The sequence below is a fragment of the Thiobacillus sp. SCUT-2 genome (assembly GCF_035621355.1).
Lineage (GTDB): Bacteria > Pseudomonadota > Gammaproteobacteria > Burkholderiales > Thiobacillaceae > Thiobacillus > Thiobacillus sedimenti.
Map to the genome: position 1 here is coordinate 2429113 of NZ_CP141769.1, position 20015 is coordinate 2449127.

Genomic DNA, 20015 nt, shown 5'->3' on the forward strand with positions numbered 1-20015 from the left:
TTCCTTCAAGTCAGTAAAAGCGCGCTGAGTAACCGACGGGCAGCGTCAGTAGGCACCCCAGACATAGAAGAACAGCGTGTCGTTGTCGCTGGCATTGCGGCCGACGCCGTTGTAGTTGTTGCTGCTGCCGCTGAACCGGGTGAAGTGCCAGTACTGGGCGCCGATGCGCACGTACTGCACTGGCGTCCAGAACACCTCCGGAATCCACACCGTGGTATTCGGGCTTCCGTTGGCGTTGAACGCGACTTCACTTGCAGTCGGGTCCGTGTAAAGGCCGGCATCCGTCGAGCCGGTCGTCTGCTGGTAGGCCAGGCTTGCACCGTACTTCGCGTCGTATACGTAGGCACCCTTGAGCTTGAACTCGTTCACCGTGTCGCTCGAGTTGTCGTAGCCGAGTGCAGCCTGGTCACCCCACTTCACGTTTTCATGGATGTAGCTGATGTGGGCCGTGACCGTATGCGGGTCGAGGATGTACTGGTATTGCGCGTCGACCCCGTAGTCGCGGAAGCGATCGGTGGGCAGGGTACTGTCGCTTGCCGCAGTGTCGGTCCCCTCGTGAATTCTGGCCACCAGGCCCGAGGTGCCCACCATGATGTTATGCGGGCCGAACGCCTTGGTGTACGCCAGCCTCCAGTACGGCGCCCCGTCCTTGATCCTCAGGATCTGGGAATTGTCGAAGGGATGGAGGAACCCGAAGGGGCCGTTTGCCGTTTTGTACAGCGAGAATTCGCCGTACAGGGTCTGGTTCCAGTATGCGTAGACGCCGGCGCCAACCGCGTTCTGAGCGAGCCCGCCATCCAGCAGCGGGGACGCCGGCGCGCCGAGCGCGAATGTCGGCCCGACGTAGGGGTAGCCCCAGGCCGACGAGCTGTTCCAGACGTCCTGCATGCTTGGGTTGTTGTTGGCGAAGGCGCCGACGATCAGATCGTTGCCGGGTGAGATGAAGCGGTCGGCGTAGCGCAGCTCGGTATTGTCCGGGCCGAAGTGACCCACCCAGTCGTTGTTTCCGTTCTGGTGATCGTAGTTCGCGTAGGTCGCCTGCGCGAACAGGCCGAGGTTGTCGGTGATCTTGCCGGCGAGGAACACGCTGGCGACGTCGAATATCGGCTGCCCGTTCTTGTAGAAGTCGGTGGTGTCCTTCACCCCGGTCGAGTCCTTGGGATTGCGGACGTCCGTGTAGTCAAGGACCGCCATCACCGAGAGGGGGATCGCGCGGCTGCCGAGCGTGTACCCGGTGAGCTTGAACAAACGGCCATAGGGCGTGAGTTCGGGAAACTGGCCCCCCGCATGGCAGGCGAGGCAGTTCTGCCCGGTCTGGCGGGCGAAGGCCGGGACCGCATGGCTGGGCGTCGACCACAGGCCCAGCAGCACCAGAGCCGCCCATGTCGACAGAATTTCCCGCAACCGCGGGATGGAACGCCGGAACAAGGTGGTAACCACGAGACTTCTCCCCAAGAAAGCGATCTTCGAACACCGCCTGCCGCGTCCGGCGCCTGCGCCGAAACTCTCGGCTGATGCAAAATACAACGCACGAGAGAAATGGTTCCGCAATATCGAACATCGTTGCAAAAACGAACAGTTCGACAATAGGACATGGATGTCCCGTATTCAAGGCACGCGCAAAAAAAAGCGCCCGCAGGCGCTTTCAGGGGAGGAGCCGGAGGCCCTACTTCAGCTTCTTGATGCCCATCAGGCCGAGCACGTATTTCTCGTACAGCGGCTCAGTCGAGCCCTTCTTCATCTTGCGCATGAAGTACTTCTCGAACGCGACCTTTGCGAGGTGCACCCACTTGCCCTCCTTGAACCAGTTCACGTTGCGCGGCGGAATCTGGGGCAGCGCGACGAAGGCGGCGCCGGTGTCGCCGAAGTCAGCCAGGCAGATGGCGTTCCAGGTCGCCTTCTCGACCGGCTCGCCGCCGTCGAGTACGGCGCGGATGTTGTGCGCGGTCGCCGTGACCATGGACTCGATCATGTAGCCGGTCTTCGGCGTGCCGGTCGGAACCGGCGTGGCCTCGACCGGGGGAATGGCGACGCACACGCCGACCGAGTAGATGTTCGGGAACTTGGGATTGCGCTGGTAGGGGTCGATGGCGATGAAGCCGCGCGGATTGGTCAGCCCCTCGATCCCGAACACGGCATCGATGCCCTTGAACGCCGGCAGCATCATGGAATAGGCGAACGGCAGCTCGTGCTCCTTGACCACCTCGCCCTTGTCGTTGTGCTCGGCGACGAACATCTTGCCGGCCTCGACCTTGGTCACCTTGGCGTTGCAGATCCACTTGATGTGGCGGTCGCGCATGGCCGATTCCATCAGCCCCTTGGAGTCGCCCACGCCGCCCAGGCCGAGATGGCCGATGTAGGGCTCGGCGGTGACGAAGGTCATCGGCACCTTGTCGCGGATTTTTCGCTTGCGCAGGTCGGTGTCCATGATCATCGCGAATTCGTAGGCCGGGCCGTAGCACGACGCGCCTTGCACCGCGCCGACCACGATCGGGCCGGGCGCCTTGACGAAGTCGTCCCACGCCTTGCCCGAACTCACCGCATGCTCGACCTGGCAGATCGAGTGGGTATGGCCGTCGGGTCCCAGTCCCGGCACCTCGTCGAACGCGAGCTTGGGGCCAGTCGCGATGATGAGGAAGTCGTAGTCGACGACCTTGCCGTCGGTCAGTTCGACCTGGTTCTTGTCCGGATGAACGCGCGCCGCGCCGACGCCGATGAAATCGATGTTCTTCTTGTTGAGATAGGGCGCGGCCGGCAGGGTGATGTCGTCGCGCTTGCGCCAGTTCACCGCGACCCAGGGGTTCGACGGCGTGAACTGGAAATACGGCAGGTTGGAAATGACGGTGATCTTGTCCTGGGCCCGCGCCGATTCGCGCATTTCGTAGGCCATGGTCATGCCGCCGATGCCGGCGCCGAGAATGACGATATGTGCCATGTGCGTTCTCCTCTTGTGTTGGTGATGCGAGGCAGGCAGCAAGGGGCGTGCCAGGCCACCGGCGCCACGAAAGCCGCTTGCCGCGCTGGCATGCTGCGTTGACATGACAGGAATGTCATGTCAGATTCAGTCCATGTCATGACCAACTGTCAGCCATGCCCCGGATCGAACTGCAGGAATTGATCGACGCGAACGACCAGCCCTTCGTGGTGATCGACCGCGACTACCGCATCGTCGCCGCGAACCGGCGCTATGCGGAAGCCTACGGCACCTCGCCCGAGGCCATCGTCGGCCAGCACTGCTACGCGATCTCGCACCATGCCGCGCGGCCCTGCCACGAAAACGGCGAGCAGTGCCCGCACCGCGCGCTGTTCGAACGCGGCGAAGCCGTCGAGGTTCTGCATACGCACTACCATGCCGACAACCAGCCCGAGCGCACCCGCATTCGCGGTCACGCGCTGCGCGGCACGAACGGCGAGCGCTATCTAGGCGAGCAGCTCTATCCGCTCGAGGCCGACCCCGGCTCCGACTGCGACGCCATGCAGATGGTCGGCCAGTCGCCCGCGTTCCTGACCTGCGTCGACCACCTCGCACGCGTCGCCGAAAGCGAGGCGTCTATCCTGCTCTACGGCGAAAGCGGCGTCGGCAAGGAACTCGCCGCACGTTTCATCCACGCACGCTCGGCGCGCGCCGGCGGCGCCTTCATCGTGATCAACTGCGCGGCGGTCCCGGAAACGCTGTTCGAAAGCGAACTGTTCGGGCACGAGCAGGGGGCGTTCTCGGGCAGCCGCGGGCTGAAGAAAGGGCTGTTCGAGCTGGCCGATGCCGGCACCCTGTTTCTCGACGAGGTCGCGGAGATTCCGCTCGGCCTGCAGGCCAAGTTGCTGCGCGTGCTGGAAACCGGCGAATTCCGCCGTGTCGGCGGCACGCAGACGCTGAGCGCCGACGTGCGCCTGGTGTCGGCCACCAACCGCCGGCTGCTGGACGAGGTGGACGAGAAGCGCTTCCGGCTCGATCTCTATTACCGCCTCGCCGGCATCGACGTGAGCCTGCCCGCGCTGCGCGAACGGCGCGAGGACATCCCGGCGCTGGCGGCCTTCCTGCTCAAGCGCCTCGCCGGCGCGCGCCCCGCCTGCCGGCTCGACGCCGCCGCGCTGGCCGCCTTGCAGGCCTACGATTTCCCGGGAAACGTGCGCGAGCTGCGCAACGTGCTGCAGCGCGCGGTGCTGACCTGCCGCGACGGCATCATCCGCAGCGGCGACCTGCGTTTGTCGGCCGCACCGGTCGCCGGTGCCCCGTTGGCGCCGCCGCCGGCCGAAGTCGAACGGGAGCGCATCCGCGCCCTGCTCGATCTGCACCGCGGCCATCGCAGCCGCGTCGCGAGCGCGCTCGGGATCACCGAGCGCACCCTCTACCGCAAGCTCAAGCGCTACGGCCTCGGCCAGGGCTAGATGCCCCGGCCCGCGCTCACTCGGTCACCGAGCCGAAACGCGCCTGCGCCAGTTCGGCCGCGCGCACCACGGCGCGCGCCTTGTTGAGCGTCTCCATCCATTCGCTCGCCGGCACGGAGTCGGCGACGATGCCGGCGCCCGCCTGTGCGTAGAGCATGCCGTCCTTGACCACGGCGGTGCGGATCGCGATCGCCAGATCCATGTCGCCGTTGAAGCCGAGGTAGCCGACCGCGCCGGCGTAGATGCCGCGCTTGGTCGGCTCGAGTTCGTCGATGATTTCCATCGCCCGCACCTTGGGCGCGCCGGATACCGTGCCGGCCGGAAAGCTGGCGCGCAGCACGTCGAGCGCGGTGAGGCCCGGCTTCAGCCTGCCCTCGACGTTGGAGACGATGTGCATGACGTGCGAGTAGCGCTCGATCTGCATGTTCTCGGTGACCTTGACGCTGCCGGTCACCGCGACGCGGCCGGTGTCGTTGCGGCCGAGATCGAGCAGCTGCAGGTGCTCGGCGCATTCCTTCGGATCGGCCAGCAGTTCCTCGGCCAGGCGCTGGTCGTCCTCGCGCGTGAGGCCGCGCGGGCGCGTGCCGGCGATCGGCCGCAGGGTGACCGTGTCGCCCTCCAGGCGCACCAGGATCTCCGGCGAGGAGCCGACGATGTGGAAGCCGCCGAGGTCGTAGAAGAACATGTAGGGCGAGGGATTCAGGCTGCGCAGCGCACGGTACAGCGACAGCGGCGACGCGGCGAACGGCCGCGCCATGCGCTGCGAGAGCACCACCTGCATGACGTCGCCGGCGGCGATGTAGTCCTTGGCCCTGGCAACCGCCGCCTTGAACTCGGCCTCGCCGAATTCCGAGCTCGGTTCGTCCTCCAACGCCGCCGGCTCGGCCGGCAGATGCACCGGCGCGTGCAGTTTGTCGGCGAGTTCGGCGAGACGCAGGTGGCCCTGCGCATACGCATCCGGCTGCATCGGGTCGGCGTGGGTAACGAGGTAGAGCTTGCCGGCCAGGTTGTCGAATACCGCCAGTTCCTCGGTCAGCATCAAGAGGATGTCGGGCGTGTGCAGCACGTCGTCCTTGCGGGTGTCCGCAAGCCGCTTCTCGATATAGCGGATGGTGTCGTAGCCGAAGTAGCCGGCCAGCCCGCCCATGAAGCGCGGCAAGCCGGCCACCGGCGCCGCCTTGAAGCGCGCCTGGAACTCGGCGATGAAGGCCAGCGGGTCGGGCAGCGTGTGCTCCTCGACGACCCGGCCGTCGGTCTCCACCGTCAGCAGGTGCGCGCGCACGCGCAGCACGGTGCGCGCCGGCAGGCCGATGAAGGAGTAGCGTCCGAAGCGCTCGCCGCCGACCACCGATTCGAGCAGGTAGGCGTAGGGCGCGTTGGCGAGCTTGAGGTAGACGGAAAGCGGCGTTTCCAGGTCGCCGGGCAGCTCGCGCACCAGCGGGATGCGGTTGAAGCCCTGGCGGGCGAGGTCGAAGAAGTCCTGTTCAGTCATGGTGAGTCCGTGAAAAAAAGTGAATGGCAAAAGGTGAAACGTGCGGGGGGCGTTCCACTTTCACCATCGCTTGTCGTTCACGGCTTTCTCCATGATCAGGCGGCCTTCGTCACCATCTTTGCCGCGTCGGCGAGGCTCGGCACGACCGCGTCGAGATCGAGCTCGGCGACCGGGCGTCCGCGGTTGTAGCCGTAGGGCACGCAGAACACCGGGCAGCCCGCGGCACGCGCCGCCTGCGTGTCGTTGAGCGAATCGCCGATCAGCAGCAGTTCGGCCGGCTGCACCTTGAACGCCTCGCAGGCGTGCAGCAGCGGCAGCGGGTCGGGCTTGCGCCTGGGCAGCGTGTCGCCCGAGAGGATCAGCTCGAAGTAGTCGAACAGGCCGGTGTCCTTCAGCAGCGGATGCGTGAACGCCGCGGCCTTGTTGGTGATGCAGGCGACGTGCAGGCCCATGGCCTTGAACGCCTGCAGGCCTTCGACGACGCCGGGGAAGGGCTGCGAATGGCGCGAGACGTTCGCGCTGTAATGCTTGTTGTACGAGGCGATGGCCTGCTCGAACAGCGCCGCATCGGGCTCGGCATCCATGTCGCCGGTAAGCACGCGCTTGACCAGGCGCGACACGCCGTTGCCGATGTAGGTCGAGATCGTCTCGAGCGACGGACAGGGGCGGCCAAGCTCGGCCATCATCAGCTCGGCGGAGTATGCGAGGTCGGGGGCCGTGTTGAGGAGGGTGCCGTCGAGGTCGATGACGACGGCCTTGATGGGGAGGGGAAAGCTTTTCATGTCAGTAAGCGGTGAGCAGCAAGCGGTGAGCCGTGCGGTCCGCGAATTTCTCCGCTTGCCGCTTACCGCTCCCCGCTTACCGGTTTTCAGACCTTCGCAAGCTCCGCGCGCATCGCGGCGATGATGCTGTTGTAGCGCTGCGGGTCGCTGTCCTTGGCGGCGCCGAACACGGCCGAGCCGGCGACGAAGGTGTCGACGCCGGCACGCGCCACTTCGGCGATGTTGGCCGGGCCGACGCCGCCGTCGATCTCGAGGCTGACCTTGAGGCCGCGGTCGTCGATCATCTTGCGCACCTTCTTCGCCTTGTCGAGCACGTAGGGAATGAATTTCTGGCCGCCGAAGCCGGGGTTGACGCTCATTAGCAGCACCATGTCGATCTTGTCGAGGGTGTATTCGAGGACGTCGAGCGGCGTGGCGGGGTTGAACACCAGGCCGGCCTTGCAGCCGTTCTCCTTGATCAGGCCGATGGTGCGGTCGATGTGCTCGGACGCTTCCGGATGGAAGGTGATGTAGGTGGCGCCGGCCTTGGCAAAGTCGGGGATGATGCGGTCGACCGGCTTGACCATCAGGTGGACGTCGATCGGCGCGGTGACGCCGTGCTTCCGGAGCGCCTCGCACACCAGCGGCCCGATGGTGAGGTTGGGCACGTAGTGGTTGTCCATCACGTCGAAGTGGACGATGTCGGCGCCGGAGGCGAGCACGTTGTCGACTTCCTCGCCGAGCTTGGCAAAGTTGGCGGACAGGATGGACGGGGCGATGCGGTACGTCATGGGAAGCTCCGGGATTTTTGGGGAAACCCACCCATTTTAACAGCCCGCCATGGCATTGCGTTACACTCCGCCCATTCCATCCCGTCGAGCAGAGCCGTGGCCGAAGGCAAGAAATACCAGATCAGCATCAACGTCGACACGACCTACCTGGCCGACCAGAGCGACCCCTCTGCCGATCGCTACGTGTTCGCCTACACGATCACCATCGCCAACACGGGCACCGTGGCGGCGCAGCTGATCTCGCGCCACTGGATCATCACCGACGCCGACAATGTCGTGCAGGAAGTGAAGGGCCTCGGCGTCGTCGGCGAGCAGCCGCTGCTGCGGCCCGGCGAGCACTTCGAATACACCAGCGGAACCGCGATGGGAACGCCGGTCGGCACCATGCGCGGCACCTACCAGATGGTCGCCGAAGACGGCAACAAATTCGACGCCGAGATTCCCCAGTTCACGCTCGCGATGCCGCGCGTGCTGCATTAGGGTGAACGGCAAGCGGGGAGCAGCCAGCGGCCCATCCCACTCACCGCTCACCACTCACCACTCACTTCTTCATCATCGTCCACCAGACGATGAACAGCAGCAGACCGACCGCAATCCCCGCCTCCAGCACAAGCCAGCCCAATCCCTGGGTCTCCATGCAAGCGTTCCTCCGTTGGTATACTCGACGCGTGTTATCGCTTTGAGCCATCTTCACCCGTGATGTTTTTCCGCGCAAGCCCGTGGCTGCTCGTCCTGCTTCTGTCGGCCTGTGCGGTGCACCCGCCGCTGGCGCCCCCCGTCGCGCCTCCCGTCCCCACGCCGGCACCCACCCCCGGCCCGGGAGCTGCGCCGCCGCCTGCGCTGATTCCCACGCCTGCCGTGGCCTATCCCACGCTCAAGCCGGTGAACTGGTCGGCGGTGAGCTTCTGGCGCGACGACGATGCCAGCGAGGCGTGGGGCGCCTTCCTGCAGAGCTGCTCCACGCTCGTCAAGCGCAGCGCCTGGCAACCGGTCTGCGCCGACGCGGCCGCGATGCAGGCGCCCGACGCGCAGGCCGTGCGCAGCTTCTTCGAGCAGCGCTTCCAGCCCTACCAGGCAACCCAGGAGGACGGCGGCGCCGAAGGCCTCGTCACCGGCTACTACGAGCCGGTGCTGAAGGGCGATCGCGTGCGCACCGCGCGCGCCCGCTATCCGCTCTATGGCCCGCCCGACGACCTCATCACGGTGGACCTCGCGAGCGTCTACCCGGAGCTGAAGAACCTGCGACTGCGCGGCCGGGTAGTCGGCAACAAGCTGGTGCCCTACCTGACGCGCAAGGAGATCGACGCCGCCGGCGACAGCGGCTTCAAGGGCAAGCCGATCGCCTGGGCCGATGACCCGGTCGAGCTGTTCTTCCTGCAGGTCCAGGGGTCGGGCCGCATCGACTTTCCCGACGGCAGCCGCATGCGGGTCGGCTACGCCGACCAGAACGGCTATCCCTACCAGTCGATCGGCCGGCTCCTGGTCGAACGCGGCGCGCTGAAGCTGGAGCAGGCGTCGATGCAGGGCATCAAGGACTGGGGCGCGAAGCACCCCGACAAGCTGCCCGAGCTCCTGGCCGCCAACCCCAGCTACGTCTTTTTCCGCGAACTCCCCGACGGCTTGCCCGGCCCGCTCGGTTCGCTCGGCGTCCCGCTGACCGGCGGCCGCTCGATCGCCGTCGATCCCCGCTACATTCCGCTCGGCGCGCCGGTTTTCCTCGCGACCACCCAGCCCAACTCGAACGCCCCGCTCAACCGGCTGGTCATGGCCCAGGACACTGGCGGCGCAATCCGCGGCGGCGTGCGCGCCGATTTCTTCTGGGGCTTCGGCGATGCGGCCGGCGAGCTTGCCGGCCGCATGAAGCAGCGCGGCCGCATGTGGGTGCTGCTGCCGAAGGACTATCCGCTGGTCACGGTCCGCCGCTGACGCGGCCCGTCCACGCGGCCGTGAACTCGCCGCGCGGCGCTTGTCTCACCTCTTGACCTTCCCATAATGGCAAGGTTTACGGTGCAAGCCATCGCATCGACAAGGAGCCCGCCATGACCGCCCCCCTTTCCATCGGCATCGAAGGCATGACCTGCGCGAGCTGCGCGGCGCGGGTCGAGAAAGTGCTCAGGCAGGTGCCCGGCGTCACCGAGGCCAGCGTGAACCTGGCGACCGAAACCGCCACGGTCGAGGGCGACGCCGATCCGAACGCCGTGCGCCAGGCCATCGAGAAGGCCGGCTTCAGCGTGCCCGCCGAATCGTGCAGCCTCGACATCAGCGGCATGACCTGCGCAAGCTGTTCCGCACGGGTCGAAAAGGCGCTCGCCAAGGTGCCGGGCGTGCTCGACGCCAGCGTCAATCTCGCGACCGAGCGCGCCACGGTGACGCTGGCCCGCGGCACCCCGGCGGCCGCGCTCATCGCCGCCGTCGAGCGCGCGGGCTACGGCGCGGCCTTCCCGCTGCCGACCGGTGAAGCCGCGCCGGCTCCCCGACCCACCCTGCCCGACTGGTGGCCGGTCGCGCTCGCGATGGCGCTGTCGCTGCCGCTGATCGCGCCGATGCTCGCCGGCCTCGCCGGCGCCCACTGGATGCTGCCAGGCTGGCTGCAGCTCGCGCTCGCGACGCCGGTGCAGTTCTGGCTCGGCGCACGCTTCTACCGCGCCGGCTGGAAGGCGCTGATCGCCGGCAGCGGCAACATGGACCTCCTGGTCGCGGTCGGCACCAGCGCGGCGTACGGGCTGTCCGTCTATCTCCTGCTGACGCGCGCCGATCCTGCGCACCTCTATTTCGAGGCGTCGGCGGTCGTGATCAGCCTGGTCCTGCTCGGCAAGTGGCTGGAGGCGCGCGCCAAGCGCCAGACCACCGAGGCCATCCGGGCGCTGCAGGCGCTGCGCCCGCTCACCGCGCGGGTGCGCCACGACGGCGTCGACCGCGATCTGCCGATCGACGCGATCCGCGTCGGCGACGTCGTGGTGATCCGCCCCGGCGAACGCGTGCCGGTCGACGCCGAAGTGCTCGAGGGCGCGAGCCAGGTCGACGAGTCGCTGCTCACCGGCGAGTCGCTGCCGGTCGAGAAGCAGCCAGGCGATGCCCTGACCGGCGGCGCGATCAACGCGCACGGCGTGCTGGTGGCGCGCACCACCGCGGTGGGCACCGAGACGACGCTCGCCCGCATCATCCGCCTGGTCGAGAACGCCCAGGCGGCCAAGGCGCCGATCCAGCGCCTGGTCGACCGCGTGAGCGCGGTCTTCGTGCCCGTGGTGATGGCGATCGCGCTCCTCACCTTCCTCGGCTGGTGGGCCGCGAGCGGCGACACCGAGCGCGCCATCCTCAACGCCGTCGCCGTGCTCGTGATCGCCTGCCCCTGCGCGCTCGGGCTCGCCACGCCCACCGCGATCATGGCGGGCACCGGCGTTGCCGCGCGCCACGGCATCCTGATCAAGGACGCGGAAGCGCTGGAGCTGGCGCACCGGATCGGCACCGTCGTGTTCGACAAGACCGGCACGCTCACCGACGGCACGCCGCATGTCGCCGCCTGCGTCGCGGCACCGGGCCACGACCGCGCCGAGGTGCTCGCGCTCGCGGCGGGGCTGCAGGCGGGCAGCGAGCATCCGCTGGCGCGCGCCGTGCTGGCCGAGGCCACCGCCGCCGGCATCGCGCCGGTGGCCGCACGCGCACAAGAGGCATTGCCGGGACGCGGCATCGCGGGTGACGTGGCGGGCGGGACCGTGTGGCTCGGCAACCGCCGGCTGATGGACGAGAACGCCGTCGACACCGCAGAACTCGAAACGCAGGCCGCCGACCTGGAGGCCGCCGGCCGCACCGTGTCGTGGCTCGCCCGCGCGCGCGATCGCCGCGCCCTCGGCCTGCTCGCCTTCGGCGACGCGGTGAAGCCGACCGCCGGCCAGGCCGTCGCCAAGCTCACGGCGCACGGTGTCGCGACGGTCATGCTGACCGGCGACAACCGCGGCGCCGCGCAGACCGCTGCGGCGGCGCTCGGCATCGACCGCGTGCTGGCCGAGGTACTGCCGGGCGACAAGGCGGCGCACGTCGGGGCCCTGAAGGCCGAGGGCGCGACGGTGGCGATGGTCGGCGACGGCATCAACGACGCGCCGGCGCTGGCCGCGGCCGACGTCGGCATTGCCATGTCCTCCGGCAGCGACGTCGCGATGCACACCGCCGGCATCACGCTGATGCGCGGCGATCCCGCGCTGGTGGCCGATGCGATCGACATCTCGAAGCGCACCTACGCGAAGATCCGCCAGAACCTGTTCTGGGCCTTCGTCTACAACGTCGTCGGCATCCCGCTGGCGGCGCTGGGCTTCCTGAACCCGGTGATCGCCGGCGGCGCGATGGCCTTCTCCAGCGTCAGCGTCGTCACCAACGCGCTGACGCTCAAGCGCTGGCGGCCGGCCGCATGAACATCGGCGAAGCCGCCCGCGCCAGCGGCGTGTCGGCCAAGATGATCCGGCACTACGAAAGCATCGGCCTGATCCGCGCGAGCCGGCGCACGCTCGCCGGCTACCGGCAGTATGGCGAGCGCGACGTCCACCTGCTGCGCTTCATCCGCCGGGCGCGCGACCTCGGCTTCGCGCTCGAGTCGATCCGCCAGCTCGTCTCACTGTGGGACGACCCGGCGCGCGCCAGCGCCGACGTCAAGCGCCTCGCCGACGCGCACATCGCCGACCTCGACGCCCGCATCGCGGCGCTGAGCGAAATGCGCACCACGCTGGTCGCGCTTGCACAAGCCTGCCGCGGCGACCACCGTCCCGACTGCCCCATCCTGCAGGGCCTCGCCGCACCGCCCGCGTCCACGGGACGCTAGCGCCCTTCCCAGTCGTACTTGACCTCGATCAACACGAGGGCGCGGACCGGGCGGCCATTCTTCTGCGCCGGGCTGAAGCGCGCGTCGCGGAACGCCTTGACCGCGGAATCGTCGAACACGCCGGGCGGATTGGCGCTGACGACGTCGACGTCGCTGACGCGGCCATCCGCCTCCAGCTTCAGCTGCAGCCTGAGCGTCCCGGACAGCCGCTGGCGATCGGCCGCGTCCGGGTAGTCCGGCCGGATCTCGCGCAGCGCGCGCGGCTGCACGTCGAGATCGCGCGCACGGTAATAGGTGAGGTCGACCGAACTGGTGAGCGTCGCAGACGGCGCCGCCGCCGGTGCGGCGGCGACCGGGGCGGGCGCGACAGCCGGTGCAGACGGTGCCGCGGGTGCCGCCGCGACCGGCGGCGCCGGCGCGACCGGCACGGCGGAAGGAACCGGACTCGGCGCGAGTCGAACCTCCGGCTTGAGTGCCGGCGGCTGCGGCGCGGGCAGGACGCTGGGCTCCCGTTCGTGCGGCAGGGGGGACCGCGCGCGTGCCGCGGCCACGTGCGGCACCAGCCGCACCTCGATGACCGGCTCGTCCGGGGCGCCGCCGGCCGGCGGCGCGACCTGCACCAGCGCGATCAGGGCGACATGCAGGCCGAGTGAAATCCAGAGGGCCGCCAGCGGACGCCGCAACTGCGCCGGAATGGTCGGTTCATCGAAGCGTGCAGTCACGGTCGAGCGTGCCGCGGAGAAACGGTTCCACCGTCATGGCAAACCGCCTGCGCAAGCCTAGAATAGGCAGCGAACAACCCCAAGGAGAAGGCCATGAAAAGACTCGTCATCGCGGGCGCCATCTTAGCATCGACGCTGGCGGCGCCGGCGCTCGCAGCGGACGTCGCACTGACCAAGACGACCGTGCGCGCGGCCGACGGCACCGAGGTGCCGGTCGAGGTCGCCACACCCGAGGGAAAGGGCCCCTTCCCGCCGGTGCTCTTCATCCACGCCAAGCGCGGCTACGAGGGCGACGAGCGCGCCCACGTGCGCGAGCTCGCGGCGCAGGGCTTTCTGGTCGTCGCACCGGACTGGCAGAGTGGCCGCTTCATCGAGCGCTGGCCCTCCGCACACAACCCCGATACCGAGATGGACGTCGAAGCCGGCCTCGACTACCTGAAGTCGCTCCCCAACGCCTGCAAGCAGCCGGTCGGCATCGTCGGCCTGTCGCGCGGCCCGTATTACGCGATCCGGCTGGCGGCCAAGCGCGGTGCCGAGATTGCCGCCATCGTGAGCTACTACGGCCACATGCAGAATCCCAACGCGCCGGAGCCGGATCAGCTGTTCCGCGTCGCGCCGGAGGTGATGCAGATCACGACGCCGATTCTTTATCTTATCGGCGACGCCGACTACGAGCTGCGCCGGATGAACGGCGGCCGCGCCTTCTACGCGCTGTGGGAGCGCGGCGTGCCGGTCGAGTGGCAGGAATACCCGATGGCGCGGCGCGCCTTCGATTTCCGCCCCGACCAGACGCCGGAAGAGAAGATCGCCACCCGCCACGCGCGCGAGCGGGCGAAGGCCTGGCTGGTGAAATGGATGAAGCTGGCACCCGACATGCGCTGTCCGGACGGCCGCCGCGCGTGACCAGGCGCGCGCGCCGCGGCGGCGCGATGAGCCGCGCCCGCGCCCTGCTGCTCGTCGCATTCGCATGGCAGGCCGGCCATGCCGCCCCCCTGTACAAGTGGCTCGACGGGTCGGGGCACGTGACCTATTCCTCGCTGCCGCCGCCCCCCGGCACGGTGGCCAAGGAAATGCGCGTGCCGCCGCCGCCCCGCGCGGAAGACGCGCGGCAGGCGGCGGAACAGGCGAAGAAGGCCGACGCGCTGGTCCGCGAACTCGAGGCGCGGCGCCGCGAGCAGGAAGCCGAGGAAGCGCGGCTGCGGGCACTGCGCCTGCCGCCCGCGCCCGTCGTGATCGAGAAGCCCGTGTACGTGCCGCAGCCGGTCTACTACCCGCCGGTGCGCGTTCGGCCGCATCCCCGCCATCCGGACAAGCCGCCCGTTCGCAGGCCGCGCTGAGCCGGGCGGGGAGGCCGGCTTCGACGACCATACGCCACACGGGGCGCCCCTTTTTGAGACGTTTTGCGCCGGCATGCACCACAAGATTTCAGCGCAGCGGCCGACGTCATTCGGGCGACGCCGTGCAAGTGCCTGATTATCCATCGTTATGAAAGCTGGCACGCCGCGTGCTCCATGCGAAGTGAGTCCCCAGACCGAAAGGCCGGGTTGCTCCACCCGTAAAGGGTAGGCCGTGGGTGTCAAGCCGACTTGTCGGCAACAACCCGCTCAGGCAGTCTCCTCCGAACTTGCGGCCTCTCCGGAGGCCGCTTTTTTTGCCGGCATCGAATCGAGCGCTATGCGTGTACTGATCGTCGAAAACCATCCCGAACGGCTTGCCATGCTGGTGCCTGCCCTGGAAACGGCGGGCTGCATCGTCGCGGCCACGCTGAACTCCGCACGCAGCCTGGAGGCGCAGGTCCAGTCGCTGCGCCCGGACGTCGTGATCATCGCGCAGGATTCGCCCGACCGCGACACGCTCGAGCACATCTGCGTGGCCAACCAGGACTGCCCGCGCCCGATCGTCATGTTCACTGGCGACGGCAGCCCGGAGTCGATCCGCGCCGCCACCCAGGCCGGCGTGACCTCGTATGTGGTCGACGGGCTCGACCCGGCGCGCATCCGGCCGATCCTCGACGTCGCCGTATCACGCTTCGAGGCGTTCCAGGCGCTGCACGACCAGCTGGAACAGACGCGGCTCGAACTGTCGGAGCGCAAGCTGATCGACCAGGCCAAGGCGCTGCTGATCAGGCAGACCGGCGCATCGGAGCCGGAGGTCTATCGCGAGATGCGGCGTGCCGCGATGGATCGCGGTCTCAAGCTGGCGGACATTGCACGGCAGCTCCTGCAAAAACCCCTGGCGTGAGTCCCCCTGATTGGTGCACGCCACCGGAAGCATGCACCGAGCCGGGGCACGAATCCGCGTCATGCAAGGCCCCACGATCCGTCCGGTTTCCTGGAAACCCAAGCGACACAAGGTGCTGAGGAAGCTGGCACAGCGGTTGCTAAACCTCAGCTGAACAGTCGCAACGATGTGGCTTTCAGCGTGACCGTCAGATCATTCAACACCGGACAAAGGCGTCCGCCCTGAAGGCGACGCCTTTTTCATTCATGCCCTCTGGGCATTGGGAGAACATACCGTGAGCGACATCCCGAACAAGCCCCTCGTACAGGACCCGGGCAAGCGTGACTTCATGAAAAAGACCACCGGGCTTTCCGTCGCGGCCGCCCTCATGGCCATGGTGCCGCCCGGCGTGCGCAGCGGCGCCTGGGCCGCCGGCTCCGATGCCCCGGAGAAACCCAACCTCACCGTCGGCTTCATCCCGCTGACGGACTGCGCCAGCGTGGTGATGGCCTCGATCAAGGGCTTCGACAGGAAATACGGCCTCACCCTCACGCCCAGCAAGGAAGCCTCGTGGGCGGCCGTGCGCGACAAGCTGGTGAACGGCGAGCTCGACGCCGCGCACGCGCTGTACGGCCTGATCTACGGCGTGCAGATGGGCATCGGCGGGCCGAAGAAGGACATGGCGGTGCTCGCCACGATCAACAACAACGGCCAGGCGATCTCGCTGTCGAACCAGCTGAAGGCCAAGGGCGTGACCGACGGCGCCTCGCTTGCCAAGCTGGTCGCCGCCGAACCCAAGGAATACACCTTCGCCCAGACCTTCCCCACCGGCACCCACGCGATGTGGCTCTATTACTGGCTCGCGGCCTACGGCATCAATCCCTTCACCCAGGCCAAGGTGATCACCGTGCCGCCGCCGCAGATGGTCGCGAACATGCGCGTCGACAACATGGACGGCTTCTGCGTCGGCGAGCCGTGGAACGCGCGCGCGATCCGCGACCACGTCGGCTTCACCGCCGTGACCTCGCAGGACATCTGGAAGGACCACCCGGAAAAGGTGCTCGGCACCACCGCCGAATTCGTGCAGCGCTATCCCAACACCGCGCGTGCAATGGTCGCGGCGATCCTCGATGCGTCGAAGTACATCGACACGATGAGCAACCGCTCCGAGGTCGCGAAGATCATCTCGGCGAAATCCTACGTCAACACCGACTTCGACTCGATCGAGGACCGCATGCTCGGCCAGTATGACAACGGCATCGGCAGGAAGTGGGCGGACGCCAACTACATGAAGTTCTACAACGGCGGGGCCGTCGGCTTCCCCTACCTGTCCGACGGCATGTGGTTCCTGACCCAGCACAAGCGCTGGGGACTCTTGAAGGAGCACCCGGACTACCTGGCGGTGGCGAAGAAGGTCAACCGCATCGACATCTACAAGCAGGCCGCCGCGATGACGAAGACGCCACTGCCGAAGTCCGACATGCGTGCAAGCAAGCTGATCGACGGCGTGGTGTGGGACGGCAGGAACCCCAAGGCCTACGCGGACAGCTTCCGGATCAAGGCCTAAACCCTACGCGCGCCTCGGCACCGCCGGGGCAGAAGGAGCCTCGCATGAATGCAGTGACACTGAACGAGCGGCGATTGCCCGAGGTGATGGACGCGCCGGAAACCGCGATCATCCCCCCGGAAGCCGCGCCTCTCCACAAAGCGCCTTACGTCGAAGCCGAATCCGGCAAGCGCCTCACGGAAGCCGTGACCAGCCGAGCCAGGAACGCCATCCCCCCGCTGCTCGGCATGCTGCTGTTCATCGGCCTGTGGGGGCTGATCTCCCATAGCGTCAAGAACATTCCGGGGCCTGTCGAAACCTGGCATGCGGCCGTGGCGCTGTTCTCCGATCCGTTCTACGACAACGGCCCCAACGACCAGGGCATCGGCTGGAACATCCTCAACTCGCTGACTCGCGTCGGCATGGGCTTCGGCGCCGCCGCCGTGGTGGGCATTCCGCTCGGCTTCCTGGTCGGTCGCTTCGACTTCCTCAACCGCATGCTGTCGCCGATCATCAGCATCCTGCGGCCGGTGTCGCCGCTGGCCTGGCTGCCGATCGGCCTGCTGGTGCTGCAGAAGGCCGAGCCGGCATCGATCTGGGTGATCTTCATCTCCAGCATCTGGCCGATGGTGCTGAACACCGCCGCCGGCGTGCAGCGCATCCCGCAGGACTACCTGAACGTCGCGCGCGTGTTGAACCTGTCCGAGCTCAGGGTGTTCACCAAGATCCTGTTCCCTGCGGTGCTGCCGCACGTGCTGACCGGCGTGCGGCTCGCCATCGGCGTCGCCTGGCTGGTGATCGTCGCCGCCGAGATGCTCACCGGCGGGGTCGGCATCGGCTTCTGGGTGTGGGACGAGTGGAACAACCTCAACGTCGCCCACATCATCATCGCCATCTTCATCGTCGGCATCGTCGGGCTCTTGCTCGAACAGGGGCTGATGCTGCTGGCGAAGCGGTTTTCTTATGGGTGAGCGGTGAGCGGAGGAACCAGTCCACTCACCACTCACCACTCACCACTCACCGCTCACCAAGGAACAGACATGCACTCCTACGTCCAGATCGAAAACGCCGGCATGGTGTTCAGCACCAAGAAAGGCAAGTTCACCGCGCTCACGGACATCAATCTCACGGTCGCGGAAGGCGAGTTCATCTCGCTGATCGGGCATTCCGGCTGCGGCAAGTCCACGCTGCTCAACCTCATCGCCGGGCTGACCGACGCGACCGAAGGCGTGCTGCTGCTTGCCAACAAGGAAATCAAAGGGCCGGGGCCGGAGCGCGCGGTGGTTTTCCAGAACCATTCCCTGCTGCCCTGGCTCAACGCGTTCGAGAACGTCCACCTCGCGGTGGAGAGGGTCTTCGGCGCCCGCGAAGGCAGGTCGCAGTTGAAAGCGCGCACCCAGGCCGCGCTCGACCTGGTCGGCCTGTCGCACGCGGCCGCCAGGCTGCCGGGCGAGATTTCGGGCGGCATGAAGCAGCGCGTCGGCATCGCGCGCGCACTGGCGATGGAGCCGAAGGTGCTGCTGATGGACGAGCCGTTCGGCGCGCTGGACGCGCTGACGCGCGCCCATCTGCAGGACGAGCTGATGAAGATTGTCGCGGCGACGAGAAGCACGGTCGTCATGGTGACCCACGACGTCGACGAAGCCGTGCTGCTGTCCGACCGCATCGTGATGATGACCAACGGGCCCGCGGCCACGATCGGCGACATCCTGTCGATCGACCTGCCCCGCCCGCGCGACCGCCTCGCGCTCGCGCACGATCCGGCGTATCACGCGCTGCGCAGCCGGGTGCTGGAATTCCTTTACAGCCGACAGATGCGGCCGCGAGAAGCCGCCTGAACCCGGGCCGAGGCGGATTACGGTTCAGAGCTGGTCCGCCAGCCAGCCGTCGAGAACCGTGCACGCCTCGGGACTGGGCGTGTTGGTAACGGGGCCCAGGATGGGCGCATAGCAGAGATACTGGTTGCCGGAATCGTCCGACAGGTTCCGCAGCGGCATCCGCCCCAGAATGTCATAGCCCTGCGCATCCATCAGCACGAAATCGTATTCGCCACCGACGCTGACTTCCAGGTTGCCGCCGTTGCCTTCGCCATATTTCTCCCACCAGGAATCCGGATTGGCGCCGTCGTAATAGGGAGACATGGTCTGGTTGCTGTGCCGATGCCAGGACACGATGGTCGGATACTGCATTTCGCTCTCGCGGGCGGCGTCCTTGGCCAGGAGGCTGGCGCGCCGGAAATCGAGATCCTTGCCCCGATAGGCTACATGAACGTTTTTCATGATGGGTTCCTCCAGCAAACTATCTGCCGATCGGCAGACGAAATCACTCTCCCCTTTTCTAGGCGAATACCGGACAAAAACAATCAAGTAATTTTGATGGCCGGTCCGGCACCCCGCAACGCAACGAATGCGGCCGCCCCGCTGCGCGCGGTTGCCCCGCCTTGCAGGTACAGCTAGACTCTCGGGGTTTCTATCGATGTGTCCCATTCGTGAATTCTCCCGATCATGCCGCGCCGACGTGAGCCCCGCCCCGCGCCTGCGCTGGAACTGAAAACCACGCGGCTCACCGGCATCCAGATCATCCTCAACAGCGCCGAGCACGCGGCGCTGGAAACCCATCTCACCACGCTGTTCGCCGCGACGCCGGACTTCTTCGACGGCGAGGCGGCGGTATTCGACTGTGGGCGCCTGCCGGCCGACGCGCCCGCGCCCGACTGGGCGTGGCTCGCGCACGAACTCAAGCGCCGCGGCCTGAACCCGTTCGCGGTGCAGAACGCCTCGCCCGAACTGGCCGCGGCGGCCGTCGCGGCCGGGCTGCTGGTGCTGAACGACAGCACGCCGGCGGCGTCAGCCGCTGCCGCCGAACCGGAGCCGGAACCGGCCCCCGAGCCCGAACCGGCGGCGCCCCCCGCGCCGGAAGCGGAACCCGCGCCCGCCCTCCCGGCCGCCGTGCCGACCCGCATCATCGACAAGCCGCTGCGCTCGGGCCAGCGCGTCTACGCAGCCGGCGGCGACATCGTCGTGCTGGCCGCGGTGAACCCCGGCGCCGAGGTCATCGCCGACGGCAGCATCCACGTGTATGCACCGCTCAAGGGCCGGGCGCTGGCCGGCGCGCGCGGCGACACGGCGGCGCGCATCTTCACCACGCAGCTCGAAGCCGAACTGGTTTCGATCGCCGGCGTCTACCGCACCTTCGAGTCCGCGCCGGACGCCGCGGTGGCGAAGAAGCCCGCGCAGATCCGCCTGGCCGACGCCAGCCAGCTCGTCATCGAACCCCTCTAACCCCAA

At 67.6% G+C, this 20015-nt stretch carries 19 protein-coding genes; 12 read left to right on the plus strand and 7 right to left on the minus strand.

All coding sequences use genetic code 11. From position 1 onward, the window contains the following. Window positions 1-45 precede the first annotated feature (45 nt). Both VA613_RS12160 and VA613_RS12165 read right to left on the minus strand, forming a co-directional pair. Window positions 46-1440 (minus strand): cytochrome C, encoded by a 1395-nt coding sequence (locus VA613_RS12160; protein ID WP_324779280.1) that lies wholly within the window; start codon window positions 1438-1440, stop codon window positions 46-48. 226 nt (window positions 1441-1666) lie between these two features. Next, complete coding sequence (locus tag VA613_RS12165; protein WP_324779281.1) at window positions 1667-2935, minus strand: NAD(P)/FAD-dependent oxidoreductase; 1269 nt, start codon at window positions 2933-2935, stop codon at window positions 1667-1669. Window positions 2936-3090: 155 nt separating this feature from the next. Here VA613_RS12165 and VA613_RS12170 point away from each other — a divergent pair, with 155 nt between their 5' ends. Continuing rightward, window positions 3091-4386, plus strand: a complete 1296-nt coding sequence (locus VA613_RS12170; RefSeq protein ID WP_324779282.1) for a sigma-54 interaction domain-containing protein — start codon at window positions 3091-3093, stop codon at window positions 4384-4386. A gap of 16 nt (window positions 4387-4402) precedes the next feature. Here the strand turns inward: VA613_RS12170 and trpE are convergent, their stop codons facing one another. The 3 genes from trpE to rpe all read right to left on the minus strand — a co-directional run bounded on the left by trpE (window position 4403) and on the right by rpe (window position 7430). Next, a complete protein-coding gene (gene trpE / locus VA613_RS12175) occupies window positions 4403-5878 on the minus strand; it encodes an anthranilate synthase component I (protein WP_324779283.1) in 1476 nt (491 codons plus the stop codon). A 95-nt stretch (window positions 5879-5973) separates the two neighbouring features. Next, window positions 5974-6660 carry a phosphoglycolate phosphatase gene (locus VA613_RS12180; protein ID WP_324779284.1) on the minus strand — a complete coding sequence of 229 codons (687 nt, stop codon included), beginning with the start codon at window positions 6658-6660 and terminating at the stop codon, window positions 5974-5976. An 86-nt stretch (window positions 6661-6746) separates the two neighbouring features. Beyond that, window positions 6747-7430, minus strand: a complete 684-nt coding sequence (gene rpe / locus VA613_RS12185) for a ribulose-phosphate 3-epimerase (RefSeq protein WP_324779285.1) — start codon at window positions 7428-7430, stop codon at window positions 6747-6749. A 96-nt stretch (window positions 7431-7526) separates the two neighbouring features. Between rpe and apaG the strand changes: the two genes are divergently transcribed. The 4 genes from apaG (at window position 7527) to cueR (ending at window position 12240) form a co-directional block, all read left to right on the plus strand. After that, a complete protein-coding gene (gene apaG, locus VA613_RS12190; RefSeq protein WP_324779286.1) occupies window positions 7527-7910 on the plus strand; it encodes a Co2+/Mg2+ efflux protein ApaG in 384 nt (127 codons plus the stop codon). Window positions 7911-8129: 219 nt separating this feature from the next. Beyond that, on the plus strand, window positions 8130-9356 hold the full coding sequence (mltA, locus tag VA613_RS12195) for a murein transglycosylase A (protein WP_324781249.1): 1227 nt from the start codon (window positions 8130-8132) through the stop codon (window positions 9354-9356). A gap of 113 nt (window positions 9357-9469) precedes the next feature. After that, window positions 9470-11836 (plus strand): heavy metal translocating P-type ATPase, encoded by a 2367-nt coding sequence (locus tag VA613_RS12200; protein WP_324779287.1) that lies wholly within the window; start codon window positions 9470-9472, stop codon window positions 11834-11836. After that, window positions 11833-12240 carry a Cu(I)-responsive transcriptional regulator gene (cueR, locus tag VA613_RS12205; protein ID WP_324779288.1) on the plus strand — a complete coding sequence of 136 codons (408 nt, stop codon included), beginning with the start codon at window positions 11833-11835 and terminating at the stop codon, window positions 12238-12240. The genes VA613_RS12200 and cueR overlap by 4 nt, the downstream gene beginning before the upstream one ends. On the opposite strand, the gene VA613_RS12210 is transcribed toward cueR, so the two are convergent. Continuing rightward, window positions 12237-12962, minus strand: coding sequence for an energy transducer TonB (locus VA613_RS12210; protein WP_324779289.1), 726 nt, complete (start codon window positions 12960-12962; stop codon window positions 12237-12239). The two genes, cueR and VA613_RS12210, sit on opposite strands and share 4 nt — an antisense overlap. Window positions 12963-13055: 93 nt before the next feature. Here VA613_RS12210 and VA613_RS12215 point away from each other — a divergent pair, with 93 nt between their 5' ends. The 6 genes from VA613_RS12215 to VA613_RS12240 all read left to right on the plus strand — a co-directional run bounded on the left by VA613_RS12215 (window position 13056) and on the right by VA613_RS12240 (window position 18566). After that, entirely contained in the window at window positions 13056-13865 is an 810-nt protein-coding gene (locus VA613_RS12215) for a dienelactone hydrolase family protein (RefSeq protein WP_324779290.1), read from the plus strand. Window positions 13866-13891: 26 nt separating this feature from the next. After that, on the plus strand, window positions 13892-14299 hold the full coding sequence (locus VA613_RS12220) for a DUF4124 domain-containing protein (RefSeq protein ID WP_324779291.1): 408 nt from the start codon (window positions 13892-13894) through the stop codon (window positions 14297-14299). 337 nt (window positions 14300-14636) lie between these two features. Then, the gene (locus tag VA613_RS12225) at window positions 14637-15203 is read left to right on the plus strand and encodes an ANTAR domain-containing response regulator (protein WP_324779292.1); all 567 of its coding nucleotides are present in this window, start codon (window positions 14637-14639) and stop codon (window positions 15201-15203) included. 328 nt (window positions 15204-15531) lie between these two features. Beyond that, window positions 15532-16749, plus strand: coding sequence for a CmpA/NrtA family ABC transporter substrate-binding protein (locus tag VA613_RS12230; RefSeq protein ID WP_407702886.1), 1218 nt, complete (start codon window positions 15532-15534; stop codon window positions 16747-16749). Between the two features lie 44 nt (window positions 16750-16793). After that, entirely contained in the window at window positions 16794-17699 is a 906-nt protein-coding gene (gene ntrB / locus VA613_RS12235) for a nitrate ABC transporter permease (RefSeq protein WP_407702846.1), read from the plus strand. Window positions 17700-17768: 69 nt separating this feature from the next. After that, a complete protein-coding gene (locus VA613_RS12240; RefSeq protein ID WP_324779294.1) occupies window positions 17769-18566 on the plus strand; it encodes an ABC transporter ATP-binding protein in 798 nt (265 codons plus the stop codon). A gap of 24 nt (window positions 18567-18590) precedes the next feature. Here the strand turns inward: VA613_RS12240 and VA613_RS12245 are convergent, their stop codons facing one another. Beyond that, window positions 18591-19007 carry an AF1514 family protein gene (locus tag VA613_RS12245; RefSeq protein ID WP_324779295.1) on the minus strand — a complete coding sequence of 139 codons (417 nt, stop codon included), beginning with the start codon at window positions 19005-19007 and terminating at the stop codon, window positions 18591-18593. A gap of 225 nt (window positions 19008-19232) precedes the next feature. Between VA613_RS12245 and minC the strand changes: the two genes are divergently transcribed. Then, a complete protein-coding gene (minC, locus tag VA613_RS12250; RefSeq protein WP_324779296.1) occupies window positions 19233-20009 on the plus strand; it encodes a septum site-determining protein MinC in 777 nt (258 codons plus the stop codon). The last annotated feature ends 6 nt before the right edge of the window (window positions 20010-20015 follow it).

What these genes read in the sequence shown, in the direction of transcription:
- ntrB (WP_407702846.1), top strand. Translation starts at nt 16,794, where the DNA reads ATGAATGCAGTGACACTGAACGAGCGGCGATTGCCCGAGGTGATGGAC.
- VA613_RS12180 (WP_324779284.1), bottom strand. Translation starts at nt 6,660, where the DNA reads ATGAAAAGCTTTCCCCTCCCCATCAAGGCCGTCGTCATCGACCTCGAC.
- VA613_RS12245 (WP_324779295.1), bottom strand. Translation starts at nt 19,007, where the DNA reads ATGAAAAACGTTCATGTAGCCTATCGGGGCAAGGATCTCGATTTCCGG.
- VA613_RS12225 (WP_324779292.1), top strand. Translation starts at nt 14,637, where the DNA reads ATGCGTGTACTGATCGTCGAAAACCATCCCGAACGGCTTGCCATGCTG.
- VA613_RS12170 (WP_324779282.1), top strand. Translation starts at nt 3,091, where the DNA reads ATGCCCCGGATCGAACTGCAGGAATTGATCGACGCGAACGACCAGCCC.
- VA613_RS12165 (WP_324779281.1), bottom strand. Translation starts at nt 2,935, where the DNA reads ATGGCACATATCGTCATTCTCGGCGCCGGCATCGGCGGCATGACCATG.
- trpE (WP_324779283.1), bottom strand. Translation starts at nt 5,878, where the DNA reads ATGACTGAACAGGACTTCTTCGACCTCGCCCGCCAGGGCTTCAACCGC.
- cueR (WP_324779288.1), top strand. Translation starts at nt 11,833, where the DNA reads ATGAACATCGGCGAAGCCGCCCGCGCCAGCGGCGTGTCGGCCAAGATG.
- rpe (WP_324779285.1), bottom strand. Translation starts at nt 7,430, where the DNA reads ATGACGTACCGCATCGCCCCGTCCATCCTGTCCGCCAACTTTGCCAAG.
- VA613_RS12215 (WP_324779290.1), top strand. Translation starts at nt 13,056, where the DNA reads ATGAAAAGACTCGTCATCGCGGGCGCCATCTTAGCATCGACGCTGGCG.
- VA613_RS12200 (WP_324779287.1), top strand. Translation starts at nt 9,470, where the DNA reads ATGACCGCCCCCCTTTCCATCGGCATCGAAGGCATGACCTGCGCGAGC.
- minC (WP_324779296.1), top strand. Translation starts at nt 19,233, where the DNA reads ATGCCGCGCCGACGTGAGCCCCGCCCCGCGCCTGCGCTGGAACTGAAA.
- mltA (WP_324781249.1), top strand. Translation starts at nt 8,130, where the DNA reads ATGTTTTTCCGCGCAAGCCCGTGGCTGCTCGTCCTGCTTCTGTCGGCC.
- VA613_RS12220 (WP_324779291.1), top strand. Translation starts at nt 13,892, where the DNA reads ATGAGCCGCGCCCGCGCCCTGCTGCTCGTCGCATTCGCATGGCAGGCC.
- VA613_RS12230 (WP_407702886.1), top strand. Translation starts at nt 15,532, where the DNA reads ATGAAAAAGACCACCGGGCTTTCCGTCGCGGCCGCCCTCATGGCCATG.
- VA613_RS12240 (WP_324779294.1), top strand. Translation starts at nt 17,769, where the DNA reads ATGCACTCCTACGTCCAGATCGAAAACGCCGGCATGGTGTTCAGCACC.